The sequence below is a fragment of the Pseudomonas sp. Bout1 genome (assembly GCF_034314165.1).
GTDB lineage: Bacteria > Pseudomonadota > Gammaproteobacteria > Pseudomonadales > Pseudomonadaceae > Aquipseudomonas.
In genome coordinates, this window is sequence record NZ_JAVIWK010000001.1 from 6,206,609 (window position 1) to 6,224,793 (window position 18,185).

Genomic DNA, 18,185 nt, shown 5'->3' on the forward strand with positions numbered 1-18,185 from the left:
GGAGAGGATGCGGTCAAAATTACTCTTCAAGGGCCGTAGCCTCCAGGCTGGATGGGGGGCCGCCATATTCGGGCTTGAGCTTGCCGTCTTCGGCCAACAGCCAGGCATCCATGATTTGACGCACCACGGGCGCGGCCACGCCGGAACCGGACTCACCGTTCTCGACCATCACGGCCACGGCGATTTTCGGGTTGTCGGCCGGCGCAAAGCCGACGAACAAGGCGTGGTCACGGTGGCGCTCCTGAACCTTGGAGCGGTCGTATTTCTCGCCCTGCTTGATCGCCACCACCTGGGCGGTACCGCTCTTGCCGGCAATCCGGTACTGCGCACCGACCGCCGCTTTACGCGCGGTGCCCCGGGCGCCGTGCATCACTTGCTGCATGCCATGGTTGACCTTGGTCCAGTCGGACGGGTCGCGCAGCACAATGTCGGGAATCGGGCTTTCATCCACCGGGCGTTCGCCCTCGATGGTCTTGGCCAGGTGTGGGCGGTTCCACACACCTTTGTTGGCCACCAGTGCCGTGGCCTGGGCCAGTTGCAGCGGCGTGGCCTGCATATAGCCCTGGCCGATCCCCAGGATCAGGGTTTCGCCCGGGAACCACGCCTGGCGGCGGGTCGCACGCTTCCATTCGCGGGACGGCATCAGGCCTGGGGATTCTTCGAACATGTCCAGAGACACTTTCTGACCCAGGCCGAACTTGCCCATGTAGGTCGACAACCGATCAATCCCCAGCTTGTGGGCCAGGTCATAGAAGTAAGTGTCGTTGGAACGCATGATCGCCGTGTCGAGGTCCACATAGCCGTCGCCGGTGCGGTTCCAGTTACGGTATTTGTGATCGTAGTTGGGCAACATGTAGTAGCCGGGGTCGAACACGCGGCTCGACGCCGTGACCACACCCGAGTCCAGGCCAGCAATCGCCACGGCTGGCTTGATGGTCGAGCCCGGCGGGTACAGGCCGCGCAAAACCCGGTTAAACAGTGGCCTGTCGATGGAATCGCGCAGCTCGGCGTAAGCCTTGAAGCTGATCCCGGTGACAAACAGGTTGGGGTCAAAACTTGGCTGGCTGACCATCGCCAGCACTTCGCCAGTGTTCGGGTCCAGCGCCACCACCGCGCCACGGCGACCGCCCAGGGCCATCTCCGCCGCTTCCTGCAACTTGATGTCCAGGCTCAGGACAATGTCCTTGCCGGGCACCGGGTCGGTGCGCTTGAGCACCCGCAGCACGCGGCCACGGGCGTTGGTCTCGACTTCCTCGTAACCCACCTGGCCATGCAGTTCCGGCTCGTAGAAGCGCTCGATGCCGGTCTTGCCGATGTGATGGGTGCCGCTGTAATTGACCGGGTCGAGGGTCTTGAGCTCTTTCTCGTTGATCCGGCCCATATAGCCGACCGAATGCGCGAAGTGCGCCCCTTGCGGGTAGTGACGCACCAACTGCGCCACCACTTCCACACCCGGCAGCCGGAACTGGTTCACCGCGATCCGGGCGATCTGCTCTTCGGTCAGCTCGAACAGGATCGGCACCGGCTCGAATGGCCGTCGCCCCTGCTTCATGCGTTTTTCGAAGATCACCCGGTCTTCCGGCGTCAGCTGCAGCACCTCCACGATCACATCGAGGATTTGCTGCCAGTCGCCGGAGCGTTCGCGGGTCATGCTCAGACTGAAGCTGGGCCGGTTATCCGCGACCACCACACCATTACGGTCGAAAATCAGCCCACGAGTCGGCGGAATCGGCTGCACGTGCACCCGGTTGTTTTCCGACAGCGTGGAGTGATAGTCGTACTGAATCACCTGCAGGAAATACAGGCGGGCGATCAGCACACCCAGCAATACCACCACCAAAATCGCGCCGAACACCACCCGCGCGCGTACAAGACGTGCGTCTTTCTCGTGGTCCTTGATGCGGATCGGCTGGGTCATCAGGCAGGGCGCAGATTATTTGTGATAAGGGTGCCCGGACAGGACTGTCCAGGCGCGATACAGCTGTTCACCGATCAGAATCCTTACCAGCGGGTGCGGCAGCGTCAGCGGCGACAGCGACCAGCGCTGGTCAGCCCGCGCGCAGACTTCCGGCGCCAGCCCCTCGGGGCCGCCGACCATGAAGTTGACCGTGCGCGAATCCAGGCGCCAGCGGTCCAGTTCCACCGCCAACTGCTCGGTGCTCCAGGGCTTGCCGTGCACTTCGAGGGTCACGATCCGCTCGTTGGGCCCGACCTTGGCCAACATGGCTTCGCCTTCCTGACGGATAAAGCGGGCCACGTCGGCATTCTTGCCCCGGGTATTGAGCGGTATTTCCACCAGTTCCAGCGCCAGTTCGGATGGCAGGCGCTTGGCATATTCATGCCAGCCTTCTTCCACCCACTTGGGCATGCGTGAACCGACAGCGATCAGACGCAGGCGCACAGCCGTTCCTTATTCCTGGTCTTTGTTGAGCTTGTCGAAGTGCGCGTGGCCAACTTCAGGGCTGTGGTGCTTGCCATCAGCGGCACGGCTCTGTTCGGCGCCTTTCCACAGACGCTCCAGGTCGTAGAACTGACGGGCGTTGCTGGTCATCATGTGAACGATCACGTCGTCCATGTCCAACAGCACCCAGTCGCTGTCGCCCTTGCCTTCTTCACCCAGTGGCTTGACGCCTTGGGCTTTGACCGCTTCGCGAACCTTGTCCAGCATCGCGCCGATCTGGCGGTTGGAGGTACCGGTGGCGATGATCATGAAGTCGGTGATGCTCTGCTTGTCGCGCACGTCCAGGACTTGAATGTCCTGGGCTTTAACGTCTTCCAGGGCAGCCACAGCAACCTTGACCAGCTCTTCGCCGGCCAGCTCAGGGCCGGTGTGGGCTTCTACTGGCAGAGGAGCGCTCTTGAACGTGCCTTTGCGCTTAACTTTGCTTACGTCTTTGTTCGTCATATAAAACTCGTTTTGCTCGTATGTTCGGGCGCTCGCTGCACGAATGTTCGTGCGTTCAAGCGCGCCTTTTCAGTTCGACGCACGGTAAAGCCCGTGCGCATCGATGTAGGCCAGGACCGCGTCAGGCACCAGGAAACGTACCGACTTCCCGCTGGCCAGCAGTTGACGGATCTGGGTGGCAGACACCGCAAGCGGGGTTTGCCAGACGAATGCAATATTCCCGCTCGGCCCGGTCAGGGCCAATGGGTCACTTACCGACCGCGCTGCCAGCAGGTTGCGCAAGGCATCCGGCGATTCTGCGTCGGCATCCGGGCGTTGCAGCACCAGGATGTGGCAATGCTGGAGCAACTCTTCCCAGCGGTGCCAAGTGGGCAGGCCGCAAAACGCGTCCCAGCCCAAAAGTAGAAATAACTGGTCATCCGCGGCCAACTCGGCCCGCATCAGTTCCAGGGTGTCGACAGTGTAGGACGGTTTGTCGCGCTTGAGTTCGCGGTCGTCCACCACCAGCGGTGCAATGCCGGCCACAGCGAGGCGGACCATCTCCAGGCGCTGCTGCGCAGACACTTGCGGCGTGTCGCGATGCGGCGGCCGGGCATTCGGTGCCAGGCGCAGCTCATCCAGCCCGAGGGCTTCGGCGACTTCCAGTGCACTGCGCAAATGGCCAATGTGCACGGGGTCGAAGGTGCCGCCGAGCAGCCCGATGCGTTTACCCATCAAGTGCGCACATGACCGTCACCGAACACCACGTACTTCTCGCTGGTCAGCCCTTCCAGGCCAACCGGGCCGCGTGCGTGGAGCTTGTCGGTGGAAATACCGATCTCCGCCCCCAGGCCATATTCGAAGCCGTCGGCAAAGCGCGTGGAGGCGTTGACCATCACCGAAGCGGAATCCACTTCGTTGAGGAAACGCCGGGCATCGCTGAAATGCTCGGTGACAATGGCGTCGGTGTGCTTGGAGCCGTATTGGTTGATGTGGTCGATGGCCTGGTCCAGATCGTCAACGATGCGGATCGACAGGATCGGCGCCGTGTACTCGGTGTACCAGTCCTGCTCGGTGGCTTCGATCACGTCGCTGCCGAGGATTGCCCGGGTGCGCTCGCAACCACGCAGTTCAACGCCCTTGTCGCGGTAGATGGCAGCCAGCGGCGGCAGCACGCGCTCGGCAATGCCGACGTGCACCAACAGGGTTTCCATGGTGTTGCACGGGGCGTAGCGGTGGGTCTTGGCGTTGTCGGCGATGCGGATCGCCTTGTCGAGGTCGGCGGCGATGTCGATGAACACGTGGCAGACGCCATCCAGGTGCTTGATAACCGGCACCTTGGCATCACGGCTCACACGCTCGATCAGGCTCTTGCCACCGCGTGGCACGATCACGTCGACGAACTCGGGCATGGTGATCAATGCGCCAACGGCGGCGCGGTCGGTGGTTTTAACCACTTGCACCACTTCGGCCGGCAAATCGGCCACGGCCAGGCCCTGCTGAATGCACGCGGCGATGGCACGGTTGGAATTGATGGCCTCGGAGCCGCCCCGCAGGATGGTGGCGTTGCCGGACTTGAGGCACAGGCTCGCGGCGTCGATGGTCACGTTCGGGCGCGACTCATAGATGATGCCGATCACGCCCAGGGGCACGCGCATCTTGCCGACCTGGATGCCCGAAGGCAGGTAGCGCATGTCGCGGATTTCACCGATGGGGTCCGGCAGCTTGGCCACCTGACGCAAACCTTCGATCATGTCGTCAATGCGGTCTGGCGTCAGCGCCAGGCGGTCCAGCAAGGCAGGCTCCAGGCCGTTGGCACGGCCATTGGCCAAATCCAGTTCATTGGCAGCCGTCAGCTCGGAGCGCGAGGCATCCAGAGCGTCGGCAGCCGCCAGCAAGGCGCGGTTCTTCTGCGCAGTGCTCGCACGGGCGATCAACCGCGAGGCCTGACGGGCAGCGCGACCCAGGCGGGTCATGTAGTCAAGAACGGACTCAGTCATGGTCTGGTGGGGTCTTGGCAAAGAGGAAAGCGGCAGATTATAGCTGTGACGCAGCGCGACTGACAGCGGTGAGGGGCGGATGGTCGAAATGAACTGTAAAAACCCGACGTTCAGCGGGAATTAAGGCAGGAGTTGTTATCATCCTGTCACATTTAGCCGTATTACCTTTGATCGCCATGCCCACTCTTGCCCCGCCAACCCCTGTAAATGCCCTGCCCGACGGCTTTTTCGACCGCGACGCGCAACTGCTCGCACGGGAATTGCTCGGGAAAGTGATTCGCCATCGCGTGGGCGATTTGTGGCTGTCGGCGCGAATTATCGAAACCGAAGCCTATTACCTCGCCGAAAAAGGCAGCCACGCGTCCCTGGGCTACACAGAAAAGCGTAAGGCTTTGTTTCTGGATGGCGGGCACATCTACATGTACTACGCCCGCGGCGGTGATTCGCTGAACTTCAGCGCCCACGGCCCAGGCAATGCGGTGCTGATCAAATCGGCGTATCCGTGGGTCGACGAAGTGTCCGGCCCGGCCAGCCTGGCCCAGATGCTGTTGAACAACCCGGATGCCAGTGGCCGGCCTCGCACCTCGCAAAAGTTGTGTGCCGGCCAGACCCTGCTGTGCAAGGCCTTGGGCTTGAAGGTGCCGATGTGGGATGCCAAGCGCTTTGATCAGGAGCTTCTGTACGTCGAAGACGTGGGTCTGGCACCCGGGCAGATTATCCAGACCACCCGCCTGGGCATTCCCGGCGGGCGCGATGAACACCTGATGTACCGTTTTGTGGATGCCGGTTACGCCCCGTATTGCACTCGGAACCCGCTGCGCCGGGGCCAGGTCGAAGGTCGCGACTATTTTTTGATTTGAAAACATACATAAACCTGTAGGAGCCCGGCTTGCCGGCGATAGCGGACCCAAGGACGCCATCGCCGGCAAGCCGGGCTCCTACAAGGACGATCTACAAAAGGGAGTTGTTTTTATGGGCCCATGGCTCGATGGAATTACCGGCTGGCTGTCCCTGAACCCGCAATGGCTGGCGGTGGCGGTATTTGTCGTGGCGTGCGTGGAGTGCCTGGCAATCGCCGGCCTGATCGTACCGGGCACGGTATTGCTGTTTGCCATCGCTGCATTGGCTGGCAGTGGCGCGTTGCCACTAGGAGAAACCCTGTTGCTGGGCTTCCTCGGCGGCGTGCTGGGCGATGTTGTTTCCTACTTCCTCGGTCGCCATTTCCACCAGAACATCCGGCGTCTTCCCGGCCTGCGGCACCACCCTGAATGGATCAGCGGTGCGGAGACCTACTTCCACAAGTACGGCATCGCCAGCCTGCTGGTAGGACGTTTTATTGGCCCGCTGCGGCCGATGTTGCCGATGGTCGCGGGCATGTGCGACATGCCCTTCCCGCGCTTTGCTGCGGTGAGCCTGCTGGCCGGCGCAGGCTGGGCGGTGGTGTACCTGCTACCAGGCTGGGCCACCGGCGCGGCCTTGCGCCTGCCATTGCCAGAAGGTTTCTGGCCAGAGGCCGGCATCGTCGCCGCGTGCCTCGCCGTATTGATCGGCGTAAGCCTCAACAGCAGCCTGCGCGGCCATCGGCGCGCCACGCTGTGGATTGGCTGCATCGGTGGTGCATTGCTGATCGCACTGTTTATTGGCTATCCGCACCTGAACGACTTTGATCAGGGCTTGATGGCGCTGGTGCAGGAACACCGCGGCCCGGCGATCGACCGGGCCATGGTGATGGTGACCCAGCTCGGCGAGTTCAAGAAGATGTTTGTCGCCAGCGCCGTGTTGACGGGCCTGCTGGTCGTGATGCGCCAATGGCGCCAGGCAATCTTTGTCGGCGCCACCCTGCTGGGCGCCGCGCTGATCAACACCGGGACCAAGCTGTTTTTTGCGCGGATGCGCCCGGAAGTGCTGACCGACCCACTCACCAGTTTCAGCATGCCCAGCGGCCACGCATCCGGCTCGTTTGCGTTCTTTCTGGCATTGGCAGTGCTGGCCGGCCGTGGTCAACCGACCCGCCTGCGCCTGACCTGGCTGGTGCTGGGCTGCATTCCCGCCGCCACCATCGCGATTTCCCGGGTGTACCTGGGCGCGCACTGGCCGACGGATATCCTGGCGGGCACCCTGCTGGCGATGACGGTCTGTGCCTTCAGCCTGACCTTCAGCCAGCATCGCAGCCTGTTGCCGCCGATGCCGCCGAAAGTCTGGTGGTTGATCCTCCCGGTGTGTGGCGCAGTGCTCGGCGCGATTGCGTTTACCGGCACGTCCCATGCGCTGCTCAGGTACGCCTACTGAGTAAACAGTTCGCCCTGCAGCTCATCCAGTAATAGCTGGATCGCGTCCAGGCGTTGCTGCGGGTCGTCAAGTTGCAGCAGGTCGATCTTGTCGGCCTCGGTGAAGGGCAGCAAGTAGGCCAACTGATTGCCCAGCGCTTGCTGGCCATCGGCGTGAGTGCCCATGTCCAGCGACGCAACCATCGGGTGTTCGGCCAGCGCATGGAGCAGCGCCAGCAGGTCAGCGTCCTCCTCTTCCAGCGGCTGCTCGGGCTGTTCGTCCAGCCACTGCACTTGTGCCACCAGCAGTTGGTCCTTCTGCACACCGGCATCACGCACGCGGAAACGCCGGCCGCCCTCGACCCGAATGCCCAACAAGCCATTGTCCTGCTGCTTGAAGTCGCGAATCAGTGCTTCGCAGCCAATCAACGCATAGCCATCCGGCGCCAGCCCCACTTCCTTGCCGTCGAGGATGCACACCACGCCAAAGCTTTCGCCCTTTTTCATGCAGCGGCTGATCATGTCCAGGTAGCGCGCCTCGAACAATTGCAGGTCAAGGGTGCACCCGGGAAACAGCACGGTATTGAGCGGGAAAAGCGCCAGACTCATAAAGGTTTCCTTAAACCCGACTTAAATAACCAGCGACACGGCCAACGGCAGGAAGACTGCCGTGGCCACGCCCATCAAACTCATGGCCAGCGCCGCAAAGGCGCCGGTCTCTTCGCTTTCCTGCAAGGCCACCGAGGTGCCCACGGCGTGAGCGGTCATGCCCAACGCCATGCCGCGCGCCTCGGGGCTGTGCACGCCCAGGCGCGACAAATACGCCGGCCCGATCATCGCGCCGATCACCCCGGTAATCAGCACAAACACTGCCGCCAATGCCGCCACGCCGCCGATCTGCTCGGCCACCAACATCGCAATCGGCGAGGTCACGGACTTGGGCGCCATGGTCATCAGCATCATGTGTTCAGCGCCAAACCACCACCCCAACAGCACGCACAGGCCGGTGGCCAATACACCGCCCACCACAAGCGTAGTAAAAATCGGCCAGAACAATTGGCGAATCCGTCGCAGATTCAGGTAAAGCGGCACCGCCAGGGCTACCGTCGCCGGGCCCAGCAGGATGCTCATGATCTCGGTGCTCTTGCGGTACTCGGCGTACGTCAGGCCACACCCAAGTAACACGCCGATCACCAGCAGCATCGACACCAGCACCGGCTGCAGGAAAATCCAGCGGGTTTTCTCGAAACCGGCCAGCACCAGTTGATAGGCGCCAAGGGTGATGCCAATGCCGAACAGCGGATGATGGATGACTGCCGTCCACGCGCCGTCCCAGTCGAAGATCATTGCCCCTTCTCCTTGCGCTTGACCATATGCTGCATCAGCACGCCGATAAAGCCCATGGCGATCACCAACGACAGCACCAACGCGCCGACGATAGCCCAGAAGTCGGCGGCGATGTCCTTGGCATACACCATCACACCCACGGCCGGCGGCACCAGCAGCAACGGCAGGTAGCGCAGCAGGCTGCTCGCCGCCTGGCTCAGGGGCTCACCGACTTCGCCGCGCCATATCAGGAATGCCAGCATCAACAGCAGGCCAATAATCGGCCCCGGCAACACCGGGACAAACAAATGATTGAGCGCCGTGCCGAGCAATTGAAACAGCACCAGCCATGTCAGACCGCGTAACAGCATCGTTCTCCCCCCCTGAAACGTACCGGCATTATAAGCACGCCGTCCCTATGGAACGGCATTCGCCAAAAGCATGGTGGGTTGACCGGCCCAAGTGCCCGTGATGATCTACATTGGTTCTCGGGACCGGTCCAAAAATACAAAATGATGAACCAAGGAGAGTCGCAATGCCCTCAGTACCCGTAGCGCAACTCAAGGATTATGTCGGCAAGGAACTGGGACGTTCCGCATGGCTCACTATCGATCAGGCACGCATCAACCTGTTCGCCGAGGCCACCGGCGATTTTCAGTTCATCCATGTCGACCCGGTTAAAGCCGCCCAGACACCGTTCGGCGGCACCATTGCCCACGGTTTCCTGTCGCTGTCGCTGATACCCAAGTTGATCGAAGACATCCTGATCATGCCCGAAGGCCTGAAGATGGCGGTCAACTATGGCCTGGACAGCGTACGCTTCATCCAGCCGGTGAAGGTCGATTCCAGGGTGCGGCTGGCCGTGACCCTGACCGACGCCACCGAGAAGAAGCCCGGGCAATGGTTGCTCAAGGCCACCTGCACCCTGGAAATCGATGGCCAGGAAAAGCCTGCCTATATAGCCGAGTCGCTGTCACTCTGCTTCGTCTGAGCCCTGCTGTGGTGAGCCTGGCCGCTCACCACAATTCATGTAAATTTATGTATAGATCTCGCAGCTGCGGCATACTCGGCGCTCAATTATCCGGATCCCGCTATGCGCCCACTCGCTCCCCTTGCTCTTGCCCTGTTGCTCACCGCGTGTGGCGATGGCGAATCGCTGTTGCCGCCCGATGCGCGGCTGCCCGATGGCGGTCGCTACCGCGGCGATGTGGTCAATGGCTTGTTGCAAGGCCAGGGCCGGGTGGACTACCCCAACGGCAGCTGGTACGCCGGCCAGTTCGACAAAGGCCAGTGGCACGGCCAGGGCGAATGGCATGGCAGCAACGGCGAGGTCTATAAAGGCCAGTTCCAGCAAGGCCTGTTCGACGGCCAGGGCAGCCTGACCACGCTGGGCAACAGCTACGTCGGCGGTTTCCAGCAAGGCAAGCGCAACGGCGAAGGCACCCTCAAGGAAGGGCAGATGACCTATCGCGGCGAATTCAAGGACGACCAGTACTCCGGCTTAGGTCGCCTCGAACTGGCCGACGGCAGCCAATACCAGGGCCAGTTCGCCCACGGCAAGCCCAATGGTGAAGGCCAGCGCAACGACGACAGCGGCAACCAGTTCAGCGGCCACTTCGTGGATGGCCAACTGGAGGGCAACGGCACCTTCAACAGCGCCGATGGCGACATGTACATCGGCCATTTCAAACAGAACCAGCTCAACGGCAAGGGCCGCTACGAAAACGCCGACGGCGACGTGTGGATCGGCGAATTCAAGGAAGGCGCCCTCAGCGGCAAGGGCGAACTGATTGGTATCGACGGCAGCCACTACGTCGGGCAATTTGCTGATTGGCGCTTCACCGGCCCTGGCCGCCTGAACCTTACCGACGGCAGCTTCTATGTCGGCGGGTTCGACAGCGACAGCTATCAAGGGCGCGGCACCCTGGTACTCACCGACGGCACCGTGCAAGCCGGCACCTGGGTCAACGGCATGCGCGTGCGCGATGCCGATGGCAAGCTGTTGCCCGACCCACTGGAAACCGGCTTGCTGGCCCAAGGCCGCTTGCTCGATGCCGCCCTTGCTGCGGTGCCCGCTTCCACTTCGGCGGTAGAGCTCTATACCCTGGTGGTGGCCGGTGACGGTAAACAAAGCGTGTTCCTGCGTGAAGCCGACTACGTCAGCAACATGCTCGCCACCCGCTTTGGCGCCCGTGGCCAGATCCGCCTGGTGAACCACCGCGACCACATCGCCGACCGCCCCATGGCCACCCGCGAAAGCCTGCGCCGCTCGGTCCAGACCCTGGCCGAACGCAGTGGCCCCGAAGACCTGGTGTTCATCTACCTGACCAGCCACGGCACCCACGAGCACGAACTGGTGCTCGACCAGCCGCGCATGGAGCTGGCCGACCTGCCGGCCGATGAGCTGGCCGCCGTGCTCGCACCGCTGAAGAACCGCGACAAGATCATCGTGATTTCAGCCTGCTACTCCGGTGGTTTCATCCCGGCCCTGAAGGACGAGCACACCCTGATCATGACCGCCTCGCGGGCTGACCGCGTGTCGTTCGGCTGCTCTGAAGAAGCCGACTTCACCTACTTCGGTGATGCCCTCTTCGCCCAGGCCTTCAACCAGACCGACGACTTGCAGCAAGCCTTCAAGCTGGCGCAAACCCACGTGGCCGAACGCGAACAGGCAGATAACTTCGAGGCCTCCGAACCGCAGATCTGGGCTCCCAAGGGCGTGATTGCCCACTGGCAATTATTGCGTAAACAACAGGCACGAAAAGCGCTGGAAAGCGTCTCAATGAATAGCAAGGAAGCCAAGAGCAACTAAGCTGAATCTGTATAAGGGGGAAACATCATGTACCTGACGCCTCAGCACATATTGCTCGCCGGAGCCTCCGGCCTGACCGGGGAACACCTGCTGGACCGCCTGCTCAACGAGCCGACCGTGACCCGGGTGCTGGCACCGAGCCGCAAGCCTCTGGCCGAGCACCCGCACCTGGAAAACCCGGTGGGCGACCCGGCGGTGTTCCTGCCGCAACTGAGCGGCCAGGTGGACATCGCCTTCTGCTGCCTGGGCACCACCATCAAGCAGGCGGGCTCCGAAGAGGCCTTCCGCGCCGTCGACCTGGACATGGTCGTGGCTTTTGCCAAGCGCGCTCGGGAAATGGGCGCGCGGCACCTGATCGTGATCAGCGCGATTGGCGCCGACCCGAAATCCTCGATCTTCTACAACCGGGTCAAGGGCGAGATGGAACAGGCATTGAAGGCTCAGGGTTGGCCGCAACTGACCATCGTGCGTCCTTCGCTGTTGCTGGGGGAGCGGTTGGAGCCACGGCTGGCTGAACAACTGGCCGGGCCATTGTCGCGGCTGATTCCGGGCAAGTACCACGGCATTGAAGTGTGCGAGCTGGCGCGGGCGATGTGGCGGCTGGCGCTGGAAGAGCAGGATGGGGTGCGAGTTGTGGAGTCGGATGAGCTGCGCAAGCTCGGCAAGTAATTTTTCAGTGAGGCGACGGGCCTCATCGCGGGCAAGCCCGACTCCCACATTGACCGCGCTGTCATGGCGAACACAGTCTCAAGTGGGAGCTGGCTTGCCTGCGATGAGGCCGGCATAGGCGCCGCCCCCTTCAGGCTCTAGAGCCCGCCCGTCGCGTTAAACCCAACCCCCAGCACCGTCAGCACCGACAGCGGCAACAGCAGCGTGTCAAGCAAGGCGCTGGCCGGCAGGTCGACATGGGGATAGCTCGGCGCCTCGGCACCAAAGCGGTCCATCGCGCAGCAACCACCCTGAATCGCATACATGTCCAGCCGCGTCCCGGCGTACACCACCGGCGCGCCGGGTTGAGCCGCGTCCAGCGTGCGCGCAGTCGCGCAACCGCCCAGTTGCAGCGCCAGCAACACCATCAAGAGTTTATTCATCGCTGCTCAAATGGTGCTCGCCCCAACGCGGGAGCATGTCCTGGGGAATGTTCAGCAGGTTTAGAATCCGCGCCACCACAAAGTCCACCAGGTCATCGATGGTTTGCGGCTGGTGATAGAAGCCAGGCGATGCCGGCAAGATGGTCACGCCCATGTTCGACAGCTTGAGCATGTGCTCCAGATGAATGCTCGAATACGGCGCCTCGCGTGGCACCAGAATCAACTGGCGACGCTCCTTCAAGGTCACGTCTGCTGCCCGCTCGATCAGGTTGTTGCAGGCGCCCGTGGCAATCGCCGACAACGTCCCGGTGGAACACGGCACCACCACCATCGCGGCCGGCGCGCCAGAGCCCGAAGCCACCGGCGACATCCAGTCTTCCTTGCCATAGACCTTGATCTGCCCCGCCGCCGCACCGGTGTACTCGGTGAGGAAGGCCTGCATCATCTGCACCTTGGGCGGCAACGCGACATCGGTCTCGGTGGCCAGCACCAGTTGCGCCGCCTTGGAGATCAGGAAGTGCACCTCGCGGTCTTCGCGCACCAGGCAGTCCAGCAGGCGCAAGCCATACGGCGCGCCCGAGGCGCCGGTCATCGCCAGGGTGACGCGTTCCGGGCCGCTCATTTCAGTGCCTCAGCCAGTTTGCCGTGCAGGCCGCCGAAGCCGCCATTGCTCATGATCACCACGTGGGTGCCTGGCTTGGCCAGGTGCTTCACGTGTTCGATGATGCCTTCCAGCGAGTCGCAGCAGATCGACGGCACCGTGCACAGCGCGGCGATGGCGGGCAGGTCCCAGCCAAGATTGGCCGGTGCATACCAAAACACGTGGTCGGCATCGTTGACGCTTTCCGGCAAACCATCACGGTGGGCGCCCAGCTTCATGGAGTTGGAGCGTGGTTCGATAATCGCGATCACCTGGGCGTCGCCTACACGTTTGCGCAAGCCATCCAGGGTGGTGGCGATTGCCGTCGGGTGGTGGGCAAAGTCGTCGTAGATGGTAATCCCATTCACTTCAGCGACCTTTTCCATCCGGCGCTTGACGCTCTTGAATGCGCTCAGGGCCGCGATGCCCATGGACGGCACCACGCCGACATGCCGCGCAGCCGCCAAGGTGACCAACGCATTGGCGACGTTATGCTGGCCCGTCATGTCCCAATCGACGATGCCTTGAGCGACGCCTTCGAACAGGACCTCAAATTTCGAACCGTCTTCACTCAGCAGCTTGACCTGCCATTGGCCGCCCTCACCGGTGGTTTGTACCGGGGTCCAGCAGCCCATCTCAATCACGCGTTGCAGGGCCGGCTCGGTGGTGGGGTGAATCACCAGGCCTTCGCTTGGAATGGTACGCACCAAGTGGTGGAACTGCCGCTCAATGGCCGCCAGATCAGGGAAGATGTCGGCATGATCGAACTCCAGGTTGTTCAGGATCGTCGTGCGCGGGCGGTAGTGAACGAACTTGGAGCGCTTGTCGAAGAACGCGCTGTCGTATTCGTCAGCCTCGATAACAAAAAACGGCGTGTCACCGAGGCGCGCCGACACCGAGAAATTCTGCGGCACGCCACCAATCAGGAACCCCGGGCTCATGCCCGCGTGCTCCAGTACCCAGGCCAGCATGCTGCTGGTGGTGGTCTTGCCGTGGGTACCGGCCACGGCCAGCACCCAACGGCCCTGCAGCACATGGTCGGCCAGCCATTGCGGGCCCGACACATACGGCAAGCCTTTATTCAGCACATATTCCACCGCCGGATTGCCGCGGCTCATGGCATTGCCGATCACCACCAGGTCGGGGGCCGGATCGAACTGCGCCGGGTCGTAGCCTTGAGTCAGCTCAATGCCCTGGGCTTGCAGTTGCGTGCTCATGGGCGGGTAAACGTTGGCATCGGAGCCCGTCACATGGTGGCCCAACTCTTTGGCCAACACCGCCATCGAGCCCATGAACGTACCGCAAATACCGAGAATATGAATGTGCATAGTCGACCTCGTAAAACATCGAGGCAGGTTAGCGTAGGGTGGGAAAATTCGCACTCTTTAGCTAACGGGCGATCCCGTGTTTACGCAGTTTTCGATACAACGTGTTGCGGCTGACACCCAGTTGCTCCGCGGTGTGGCTCATGTGCCAGCGCTGCTGCCCCAAGACATTGAGCAACGCCAGGCGCTCCGCATCGTCCAGGGGGGAATCCGAAGGATCCTCCACCACCACAGGCTGCGGGCGCGCCTGGCGGATGACCGTCGGCAAGTCCTCAAACCCAATCCGACCGTCGTCACACAATGCCGCCAGGGTGCGCAATACCGTACGCAACTGCCGCACATTGCCTGGCCAGGCAAAGGCCAGGAGTGCCTGGCGCGCGGCGCTGTCCAGCAATACCGGCTGGTCGCCCGCCTCCTCTGCCAGCAAAAAGTCCAGCAACTGCGACTTGTCGCTGCGCTCGCGCAATGGCGGCAAGGCGATTTCCAGACCATTGAGCCGGTAGTACAGGTCTTCGCGAAAGCTGCCGTCCTGCACGCGCTCCAGCAAATTACGGTGGGTGGCGCTGATGATTCTGACGTTCACCGCCTGCGGCTCGCCGCCGATGGGCACCACCAGTCGGTCTTCCAGCACCCTTAATAGCCGGGTTTGCAAGGCCAGTGGCATGTCGCCGATCTCATCCAGAAACAATGTGCCGCCATCCGCTTGTTGCAGCTTGCCGCGCATGCCTTCCTTGCGGGCGCCGGTGAAACTGCCGCCGCGATAACCGAACAGCTCGCTTTCGATCAGGCTTTCGGGGATGGCCGCACAGTTCAGCGCGATAAAGGCTTTGTCGGCCCGCAGGCTGGCATGGTGCACCGCCTTGGCAAACGCCTCCTTTCCGGAGCCGGTTTCGCCATTGACCAGCAACGGCACGTCGCGCTCAAACACCCGCAACGCCTTGCGAAAATCGTTTTGCAGCGCCGCATCCCCCAGGCAAATGCCCGGCAGCCGCGGCCGTTCGGGCAAAACCTGTGGCACCGGGGCAGGTACGCTGCGTGGCTGGCCGCGCAGTACTGCGAACAACCCTCGGCCATCACGGGTACGCAGCGGCCAACTGGCGCTGGCATTGACGCTGGCACGCCCGAGCAACTCATCCAGCGAACAATCAAAAAACGCCTCCACCGGCTGCCCCAGCAACCCGCCACGAATTTGCCCGAGCAGGTTCAACGCACTCTGGTTGACCGCACAAATGCGCCCTTCGCCATCGAACGCCAGCAACCCTTCGCTGAACAGGCCCACAGATTCGGCCTGCAAATGAAAGCGCAGCAACCAGTGGTTTTCAAAATGCCGCAGGAAGTAACAGCTCTCGATCATCTTTGCCGAAAGATTGACCAGCGCCATGGTGTGGAACTGGCTTTGACGCGACACCGCTTCCCGGGCCGAAGACACATCCAGCACCGCCAGCAACTCGCCATGCGGGTCAAATACCGGGCTGGCCGAGCAGGTAAGGCCGGTATGCCGGCCACGGAAGTGTTCGTCACGATGAATGGTCAGGGACTGGCGCTCCACCAGGCAGGTGCCGATGCCGTTGGTGCCTTCGCAGGCCTCGCTCCAGTCGGCGCCCAGCCACAGCCCGGCACGCTCGAAGATCTTGCGCTCGCTGGGCGCGGTGACACAGTTGAGGATCACCCCGCGCGCATCGGTCAGCAACACTGCATGGCCGGCGCCGGAGAGCTGCTGATGCAGGCTGTTCATTTCGCTGCCGGCGATGCTCAACACTTGCTGCAGGCGTTCGCGGCTTTCCAGCAGGCGACCATGTTCGAGCACCGTGGGGGCCATGGTGAGTGCGGGGTCGAGGTGGTAGTCCTCAAGGCAACGCAGCCAGGAGCGGGCGATGGACGGGTCGCTACCGGGGCCGTGCAACGGGTCCTGGCCACGGGTGACAGTCAGGACTTGCTGGGCATGGCGACTGAAATGATCGTTTTGCATGTTCTTATTATTCTCCCTGCGTGAGCTACATCACCAACAGACCGCGCGCGAATGCCCAGCATCCTCCAGCGCCCCGACCATTGCAATCCCGACCAGACCCATGGGTCACAGGCTGTACCGTTTATGGCACAAACTGTCACCCAGGCTGTACCGACTGTGTCACAGCAACGGTTTGCGACAAAGCCCAACCCCTTGATTTACGGGCACTGCAAGGCACTGGCCCGACCTTTGCTCTACGCTTTACCAAGCACAACCGTGCGTCCTCCAATAAACACAAAAGCCAGGAGATACCCACCATGCGTTACGCACACCCCGGTACTGAAGGCGCTATCGTTTCGTTCAAGGCCAAGTACGGCAACTACATCGGCGGTGAGTTTGTCGCGCCGGTCGATGGCAACTATTTCACTAACACCTCGCCGGTCAACGGCAAGCCCATCGCCGAATTCCCGCGCTCCACGGCCAAGGATATCGACAAAGCCCTGGACGCCGCTCACGCCGCCGCAGACGCCTGGGGTAAAACCTCGGCCCAGGACCGCTCGCTGGTACTGCTGAAAATCGCCGACCGCATTGAACAGAACCTCGAGCTGCTGGCCATCACCGAAACCTGGGACAACGGCAAGGCCGTGCGTGAAACCCTGAACGCCGACATCCCCCTGGCCGCTGACCACTTCCGCTACTTCGCCGGCTGCATCCGCGCCCAGGAAGGCAGCAGCGCCGAAATCAACGAACACACCGCCGCCTATCACTTCCACGAGCCATTGGGCGTGGTCGGCCAGATCATCCCGTGGAACTTCCCGCTGCTGATGGCCGCCTGGAAACTCGCGCCGGCCCTGGCCGCCGGTAACTGCGTGGTGCTCAAACCCGCCGAGCAAACCCCGCTGGGCATCAACGTGCTGATGGAACTGATCGGCGACCTGCTGCCGCCCGGCGTGTTGAACGTGGTGCATGGCTACGGCAAAGAAGCCGGCGAAGCCCTGGCCACCAGCAAGCGCATCGCCAAGATCGCCTTCACCGGTTCTACGCCCGTGGGCTCGCACATCATGCATGCGGCCGCCGAGAACATCATTCCGTCCACCGTTGAACTGGGCGGCAAGTCGCCGAACATCTTCTTCGCCGACATCATGAAAGCCGAGCCGCAATTCATCGAAAAAGCTGCCGAAGGTTTGGTGCTCGCGTTCTTCAACCAGGGCGAAGTGTGCACCTGCCCTTCGCGCGCGCTGGTGGAAGAGTCGATCTACGACGACTTCATGAAAGTGGTGATGAAGAAGGTCGAGTCGATCAAACGCGGCGACCCGCTGGACACCGACACCATGGTCGGCGCCCAGGCGTCCGAGCAGCAATTCGACAAGATCCTGTCGTACCTCGAAATCGCCAAGGGCGAAGGCGCCGAGCTGCTGACCGGCGGCAAGGTCGAGAAACTGACCGGCGACCTGGCCACCGGCTATTACATCCAGCCGACCCTGCTCAAGGGCACTAACAAAATGCGGGTGTTCCAGGAAGAAATCTTTGGCCCGGTGGTGAGTATCACCACGTTCAAGGACGAAGCCGAAGCCCTGGCGATTGCCAACGACACCGAGTTTGGCTTGGGTGCCGGTTTGTGGACCCGCGACATCAACCGCGCGTACCGCATGGGCCGGGCGATCAAGGCCGGGCGCGTGTGGACCAACTGCTATCACCTGTACCCGGCGCATGCCGCGTTCGGTGGTTACAAGAAGTCCGGTGTGGGCCGTGAGACCCACAAGATGATGCTCGATCACTACCAACAGACCAAAAACCTGCTGGTGAGCTACGACATCAATCCGCTGGGCTTCTTCTAACTAACAACCCGCTCCCACATTTGAAATGCAATCAAGTGTGGGAGCTGGCTTGCT

Annotated in this window: 18 protein-coding genes; 6 read left to right on the forward strand and 12 right to left on the reverse strand. The window is 62.1% G+C overall.

Going from position 1 to position 18,185, the window contains the following annotated elements:
* Positions 1 to 19 precede the first annotated feature (19 nt).
* The 5 genes from mrdA to RGV33_RS28770 all read right to left on the reverse strand — a co-directional run bounded on the left by mrdA (position 20) and on the right by RGV33_RS28770 (position 4,884).
* Positions 20 to 1,918, reverse strand: a complete 1,899-nt coding sequence (mrdA, locus tag RGV33_RS28750; protein WP_322147715.1) for a penicillin-binding protein 2 — start codon at positions 1,916 to 1,918, stop codon at positions 20 to 22.
* A gap of 15 nt (positions 1,919 to 1,933) precedes the next feature.
* Positions 1,934 to 2,401 carry a 23S rRNA (pseudouridine(1915)-N(3))-methyltransferase RlmH gene (gene rlmH, locus RGV33_RS28755; protein ID WP_003185785.1) on the reverse strand — a complete coding sequence of 156 codons (468 nt, stop codon included), beginning with the start codon at positions 2,399 to 2,401 and terminating at the stop codon, positions 1,934 to 1,936.
* A gap of 9 nt (positions 2,402 to 2,410) precedes the next feature.
* On the reverse strand, positions 2,411 to 2,905 hold the full coding sequence (gene rsfS / locus RGV33_RS28760; RefSeq protein WP_003215432.1) for a ribosome silencing factor: 495 nt from the start codon (positions 2,903 to 2,905) through the stop codon (positions 2,411 to 2,413).
* A 69-nt stretch (positions 2,906 to 2,974) separates the two neighbouring features.
* On the reverse strand, positions 2,975 to 3,619 hold the full coding sequence (gene nadD, locus RGV33_RS28765; RefSeq protein WP_322147718.1) for a nicotinate-nucleotide adenylyltransferase: 645 nt from the start codon (positions 3,617 to 3,619) through the stop codon (positions 2,975 to 2,977).
* Positions 3,619 to 4,884, reverse strand: a complete 1,266-nt coding sequence (locus tag RGV33_RS28770; RefSeq protein ID WP_322147720.1) for a glutamate-5-semialdehyde dehydrogenase — start codon at positions 4,882 to 4,884, stop codon at positions 3,619 to 3,621. The genes nadD and RGV33_RS28770 overlap by 1 nt, the downstream gene beginning before the upstream one ends.
* Positions 4,885 to 5,060: 176 nt before the next feature.
* Here RGV33_RS28770 and RGV33_RS28775 point away from each other — a divergent pair, with 176 nt between their 5' ends.
* Both RGV33_RS28775 and RGV33_RS28780 read left to right on the forward strand, forming a co-directional pair.
* A complete protein-coding gene (locus tag RGV33_RS28775) occupies positions 5,061 to 5,744 on the forward strand; it encodes a DNA-3-methyladenine glycosylase (RefSeq protein WP_322147721.1) in 684 nt (227 codons plus the stop codon).
* A 112-nt stretch (positions 5,745 to 5,856) separates the two neighbouring features.
* A complete protein-coding gene (locus tag RGV33_RS28780; protein WP_322147722.1) occupies positions 5,857 to 7,173 on the forward strand; it encodes a bifunctional DedA family/phosphatase PAP2 family protein in 1,317 nt (438 codons plus the stop codon).
* Here RGV33_RS28780 and RGV33_RS28785 read toward each other — a convergent pair.
* From RGV33_RS28785 to RGV33_RS28795, 3 genes are read right to left on the reverse strand one after another with little or no spacing between them, the layout of a single operon-like run.
* Positions 7,167 to 7,760 carry an LON peptidase substrate-binding domain-containing protein gene (locus RGV33_RS28785; protein ID WP_322147723.1) on the reverse strand — a complete coding sequence of 198 codons (594 nt, stop codon included), beginning with the start codon at positions 7,758 to 7,760 and terminating at the stop codon, positions 7,167 to 7,169. The genes RGV33_RS28780 and RGV33_RS28785 overlap by 7 nt on opposite strands.
* 21 nt (positions 7,761 to 7,781) lie before the next feature.
* Positions 7,782 to 8,498, reverse strand: a complete 717-nt coding sequence (locus RGV33_RS28790; protein ID WP_322147724.1) for an LrgB family protein — start codon at positions 8,496 to 8,498, stop codon at positions 7,782 to 7,784.
* Complete coding sequence (locus tag RGV33_RS28795; protein ID WP_322147725.1) at positions 8,495 to 8,848, reverse strand: CidA/LrgA family protein; 354 nt, start codon at positions 8,846 to 8,848, stop codon at positions 8,495 to 8,497. The genes RGV33_RS28790 and RGV33_RS28795 overlap by 4 nt, the downstream gene beginning before the upstream one ends.
* 164 nt (positions 8,849 to 9,012) lie before the next feature.
* Between RGV33_RS28795 and RGV33_RS28800 the strand changes: the two genes are divergently transcribed.
* The 3 genes from RGV33_RS28800 to RGV33_RS28810 all read left to right on the forward strand — a co-directional run bounded on the left by RGV33_RS28800 (position 9,013) and on the right by RGV33_RS28810 (position 11,958).
* Positions 9,013 to 9,468: a MaoC family dehydratase gene (locus tag RGV33_RS28800; RefSeq protein WP_322147726.1), complete on the forward strand. Its 456-nt coding sequence runs from the start codon at positions 9,013 to 9,015 to the stop codon at positions 9,466 to 9,468.
* A gap of 102 nt (positions 9,469 to 9,570) precedes the next feature.
* Positions 9,571 to 11,289, forward strand: a complete 1,719-nt coding sequence (locus RGV33_RS28805; protein ID WP_322147727.1) for a C13 family peptidase — start codon at positions 9,571 to 9,573, stop codon at positions 11,287 to 11,289.
* 27 nt (positions 11,290 to 11,316) lie between these two features.
* Positions 11,317 to 11,958 carry an oxidoreductase gene (locus tag RGV33_RS28810; protein WP_010174756.1) on the forward strand — a complete coding sequence of 214 codons (642 nt, stop codon included), beginning with the start codon at positions 11,317 to 11,319 and terminating at the stop codon, positions 11,956 to 11,958.
* Positions 11,959 to 12,095: 137 nt separating this feature from the next.
* Here the strand turns inward: RGV33_RS28810 and RGV33_RS28815 are convergent, their stop codons facing one another.
* From RGV33_RS28815 to RGV33_RS28830, 4 genes are all read right to left on the reverse strand, one after another.
* Positions 12,096 to 12,380 (reverse strand): YceK/YidQ family lipoprotein, encoded by a 285-nt coding sequence (locus RGV33_RS28815; protein WP_322147728.1) that lies wholly within the window; start codon positions 12,378 to 12,380, stop codon positions 12,096 to 12,098.
* Complete coding sequence (ubiX, locus tag RGV33_RS28820; RefSeq protein WP_003219402.1) at positions 12,373 to 13,002, reverse strand: flavin prenyltransferase UbiX; 630 nt, start codon at positions 13,000 to 13,002, stop codon at positions 12,373 to 12,375. The genes RGV33_RS28815 and ubiX overlap by 8 nt, the downstream gene beginning before the upstream one ends.
* Positions 12,999 to 14,348, reverse strand: coding sequence for a UDP-N-acetylmuramate:L-alanyl-gamma-D-glutamyl-meso-diaminopimelate ligase (gene mpl, locus RGV33_RS28825; RefSeq protein WP_322147729.1), 1,350 nt, complete (start codon positions 14,346 to 14,348; stop codon positions 12,999 to 13,001). The genes ubiX and mpl overlap by 4 nt, the downstream gene beginning before the upstream one ends.
* A 61-nt stretch (positions 14,349 to 14,409) precedes the next feature.
* Positions 14,410 to 16,314 (reverse strand): sigma-54-dependent Fis family transcriptional regulator, encoded by a 1,905-nt coding sequence (locus RGV33_RS28830; protein WP_322147730.1) that lies wholly within the window; start codon positions 16,312 to 16,314, stop codon positions 14,410 to 14,412.
* A gap of 296 nt (positions 16,315 to 16,610) precedes the next feature.
* Here RGV33_RS28830 and RGV33_RS28835 point away from each other — a divergent pair, with 296 nt between their 5' ends.
* Positions 16,611 to 18,131: an aldehyde dehydrogenase family protein gene (locus RGV33_RS28835; RefSeq protein ID WP_003219398.1), complete on the forward strand. Its 1,521-nt coding sequence runs from the start codon at positions 16,611 to 16,613 to the stop codon at positions 18,129 to 18,131.
* Positions 18,132 to 18,185: the final 54 nt, after the last annotated feature.

Bases quoted from the DNA above. Each gene is read 5' to 3' on its own strand.
- RGV33_RS28830 (WP_322147730.1), bottom strand. From the start codon at position 16,314: ATGCAAAACGATCATTTCAGTCGCCATGCCCAGCAAGTCCTGACTGTC.
- RGV33_RS28805 (WP_322147727.1), top strand. From the start codon at position 9,571: ATGCGCCCACTCGCTCCCCTTGCTCTTGCCCTGTTGCTCACCGCGTGT.
- ubiX (WP_003219402.1), bottom strand. From the start codon at position 13,002: ATGAGCGGCCCGGAACGCGTCACCCTGGCGATGACCGGCGCCTCGGGC.
- RGV33_RS28790 (WP_322147724.1), bottom strand. From the start codon at position 8,498: ATGATCTTCGACTGGGACGGCGCGTGGACGGCAGTCATCCATCATCCG.
- mrdA (WP_322147715.1), bottom strand. From the start codon at position 1,918: ATGACCCAGCCGATCCGCATCAAGGACCACGAGAAAGACGCACGTCTT.
- RGV33_RS28810 (WP_010174756.1), top strand. From the start codon at position 11,317: ATGTACCTGACGCCTCAGCACATATTGCTCGCCGGAGCCTCCGGCCTG.
- RGV33_RS28800 (WP_322147726.1), top strand. From the start codon at position 9,013: ATGCCCTCAGTACCCGTAGCGCAACTCAAGGATTATGTCGGCAAGGAA.
- RGV33_RS28815 (WP_322147728.1), bottom strand. From the start codon at position 12,380: ATGAATAAACTCTTGATGGTGTTGCTGGCGCTGCAACTGGGCGGTTGC.
- RGV33_RS28770 (WP_322147720.1), bottom strand. From the start codon at position 4,884: ATGACTGAGTCCGTTCTTGACTACATGACCCGCCTGGGTCGCGCTGCC.
- RGV33_RS28775 (WP_322147721.1), top strand. From the start codon at position 5,061: ATGCCCACTCTTGCCCCGCCAACCCCTGTAAATGCCCTGCCCGACGGC.
- mpl (WP_322147729.1), bottom strand. From the start codon at position 14,348: ATGCACATTCATATTCTCGGTATTTGCGGTACGTTCATGGGCTCGATG.
- RGV33_RS28780 (WP_322147722.1), top strand. From the start codon at position 5,857: ATGGGCCCATGGCTCGATGGAATTACCGGCTGGCTGTCCCTGAACCCG.
- RGV33_RS28795 (WP_322147725.1), bottom strand. From the start codon at position 8,848: ATGCTGTTACGCGGTCTGACATGGCTGGTGCTGTTTCAATTGCTCGGC.
- nadD (WP_322147718.1), bottom strand. From the start codon at position 3,619: ATGGGTAAACGCATCGGGCTGCTCGGCGGCACCTTCGACCCCGTGCAC.
- RGV33_RS28835 (WP_003219398.1), top strand. From the start codon at position 16,611: ATGCGTTACGCACACCCCGGTACTGAAGGCGCTATCGTTTCGTTCAAG.
- rsfS (WP_003215432.1), bottom strand. From the start codon at position 2,905: ATGACGAACAAAGACGTAAGCAAAGTTAAGCGCAAAGGCACGTTCAAG.
- RGV33_RS28785 (WP_322147723.1), bottom strand. From the start codon at position 7,760: ATGAGTCTGGCGCTTTTCCCGCTCAATACCGTGCTGTTTCCCGGGTGC.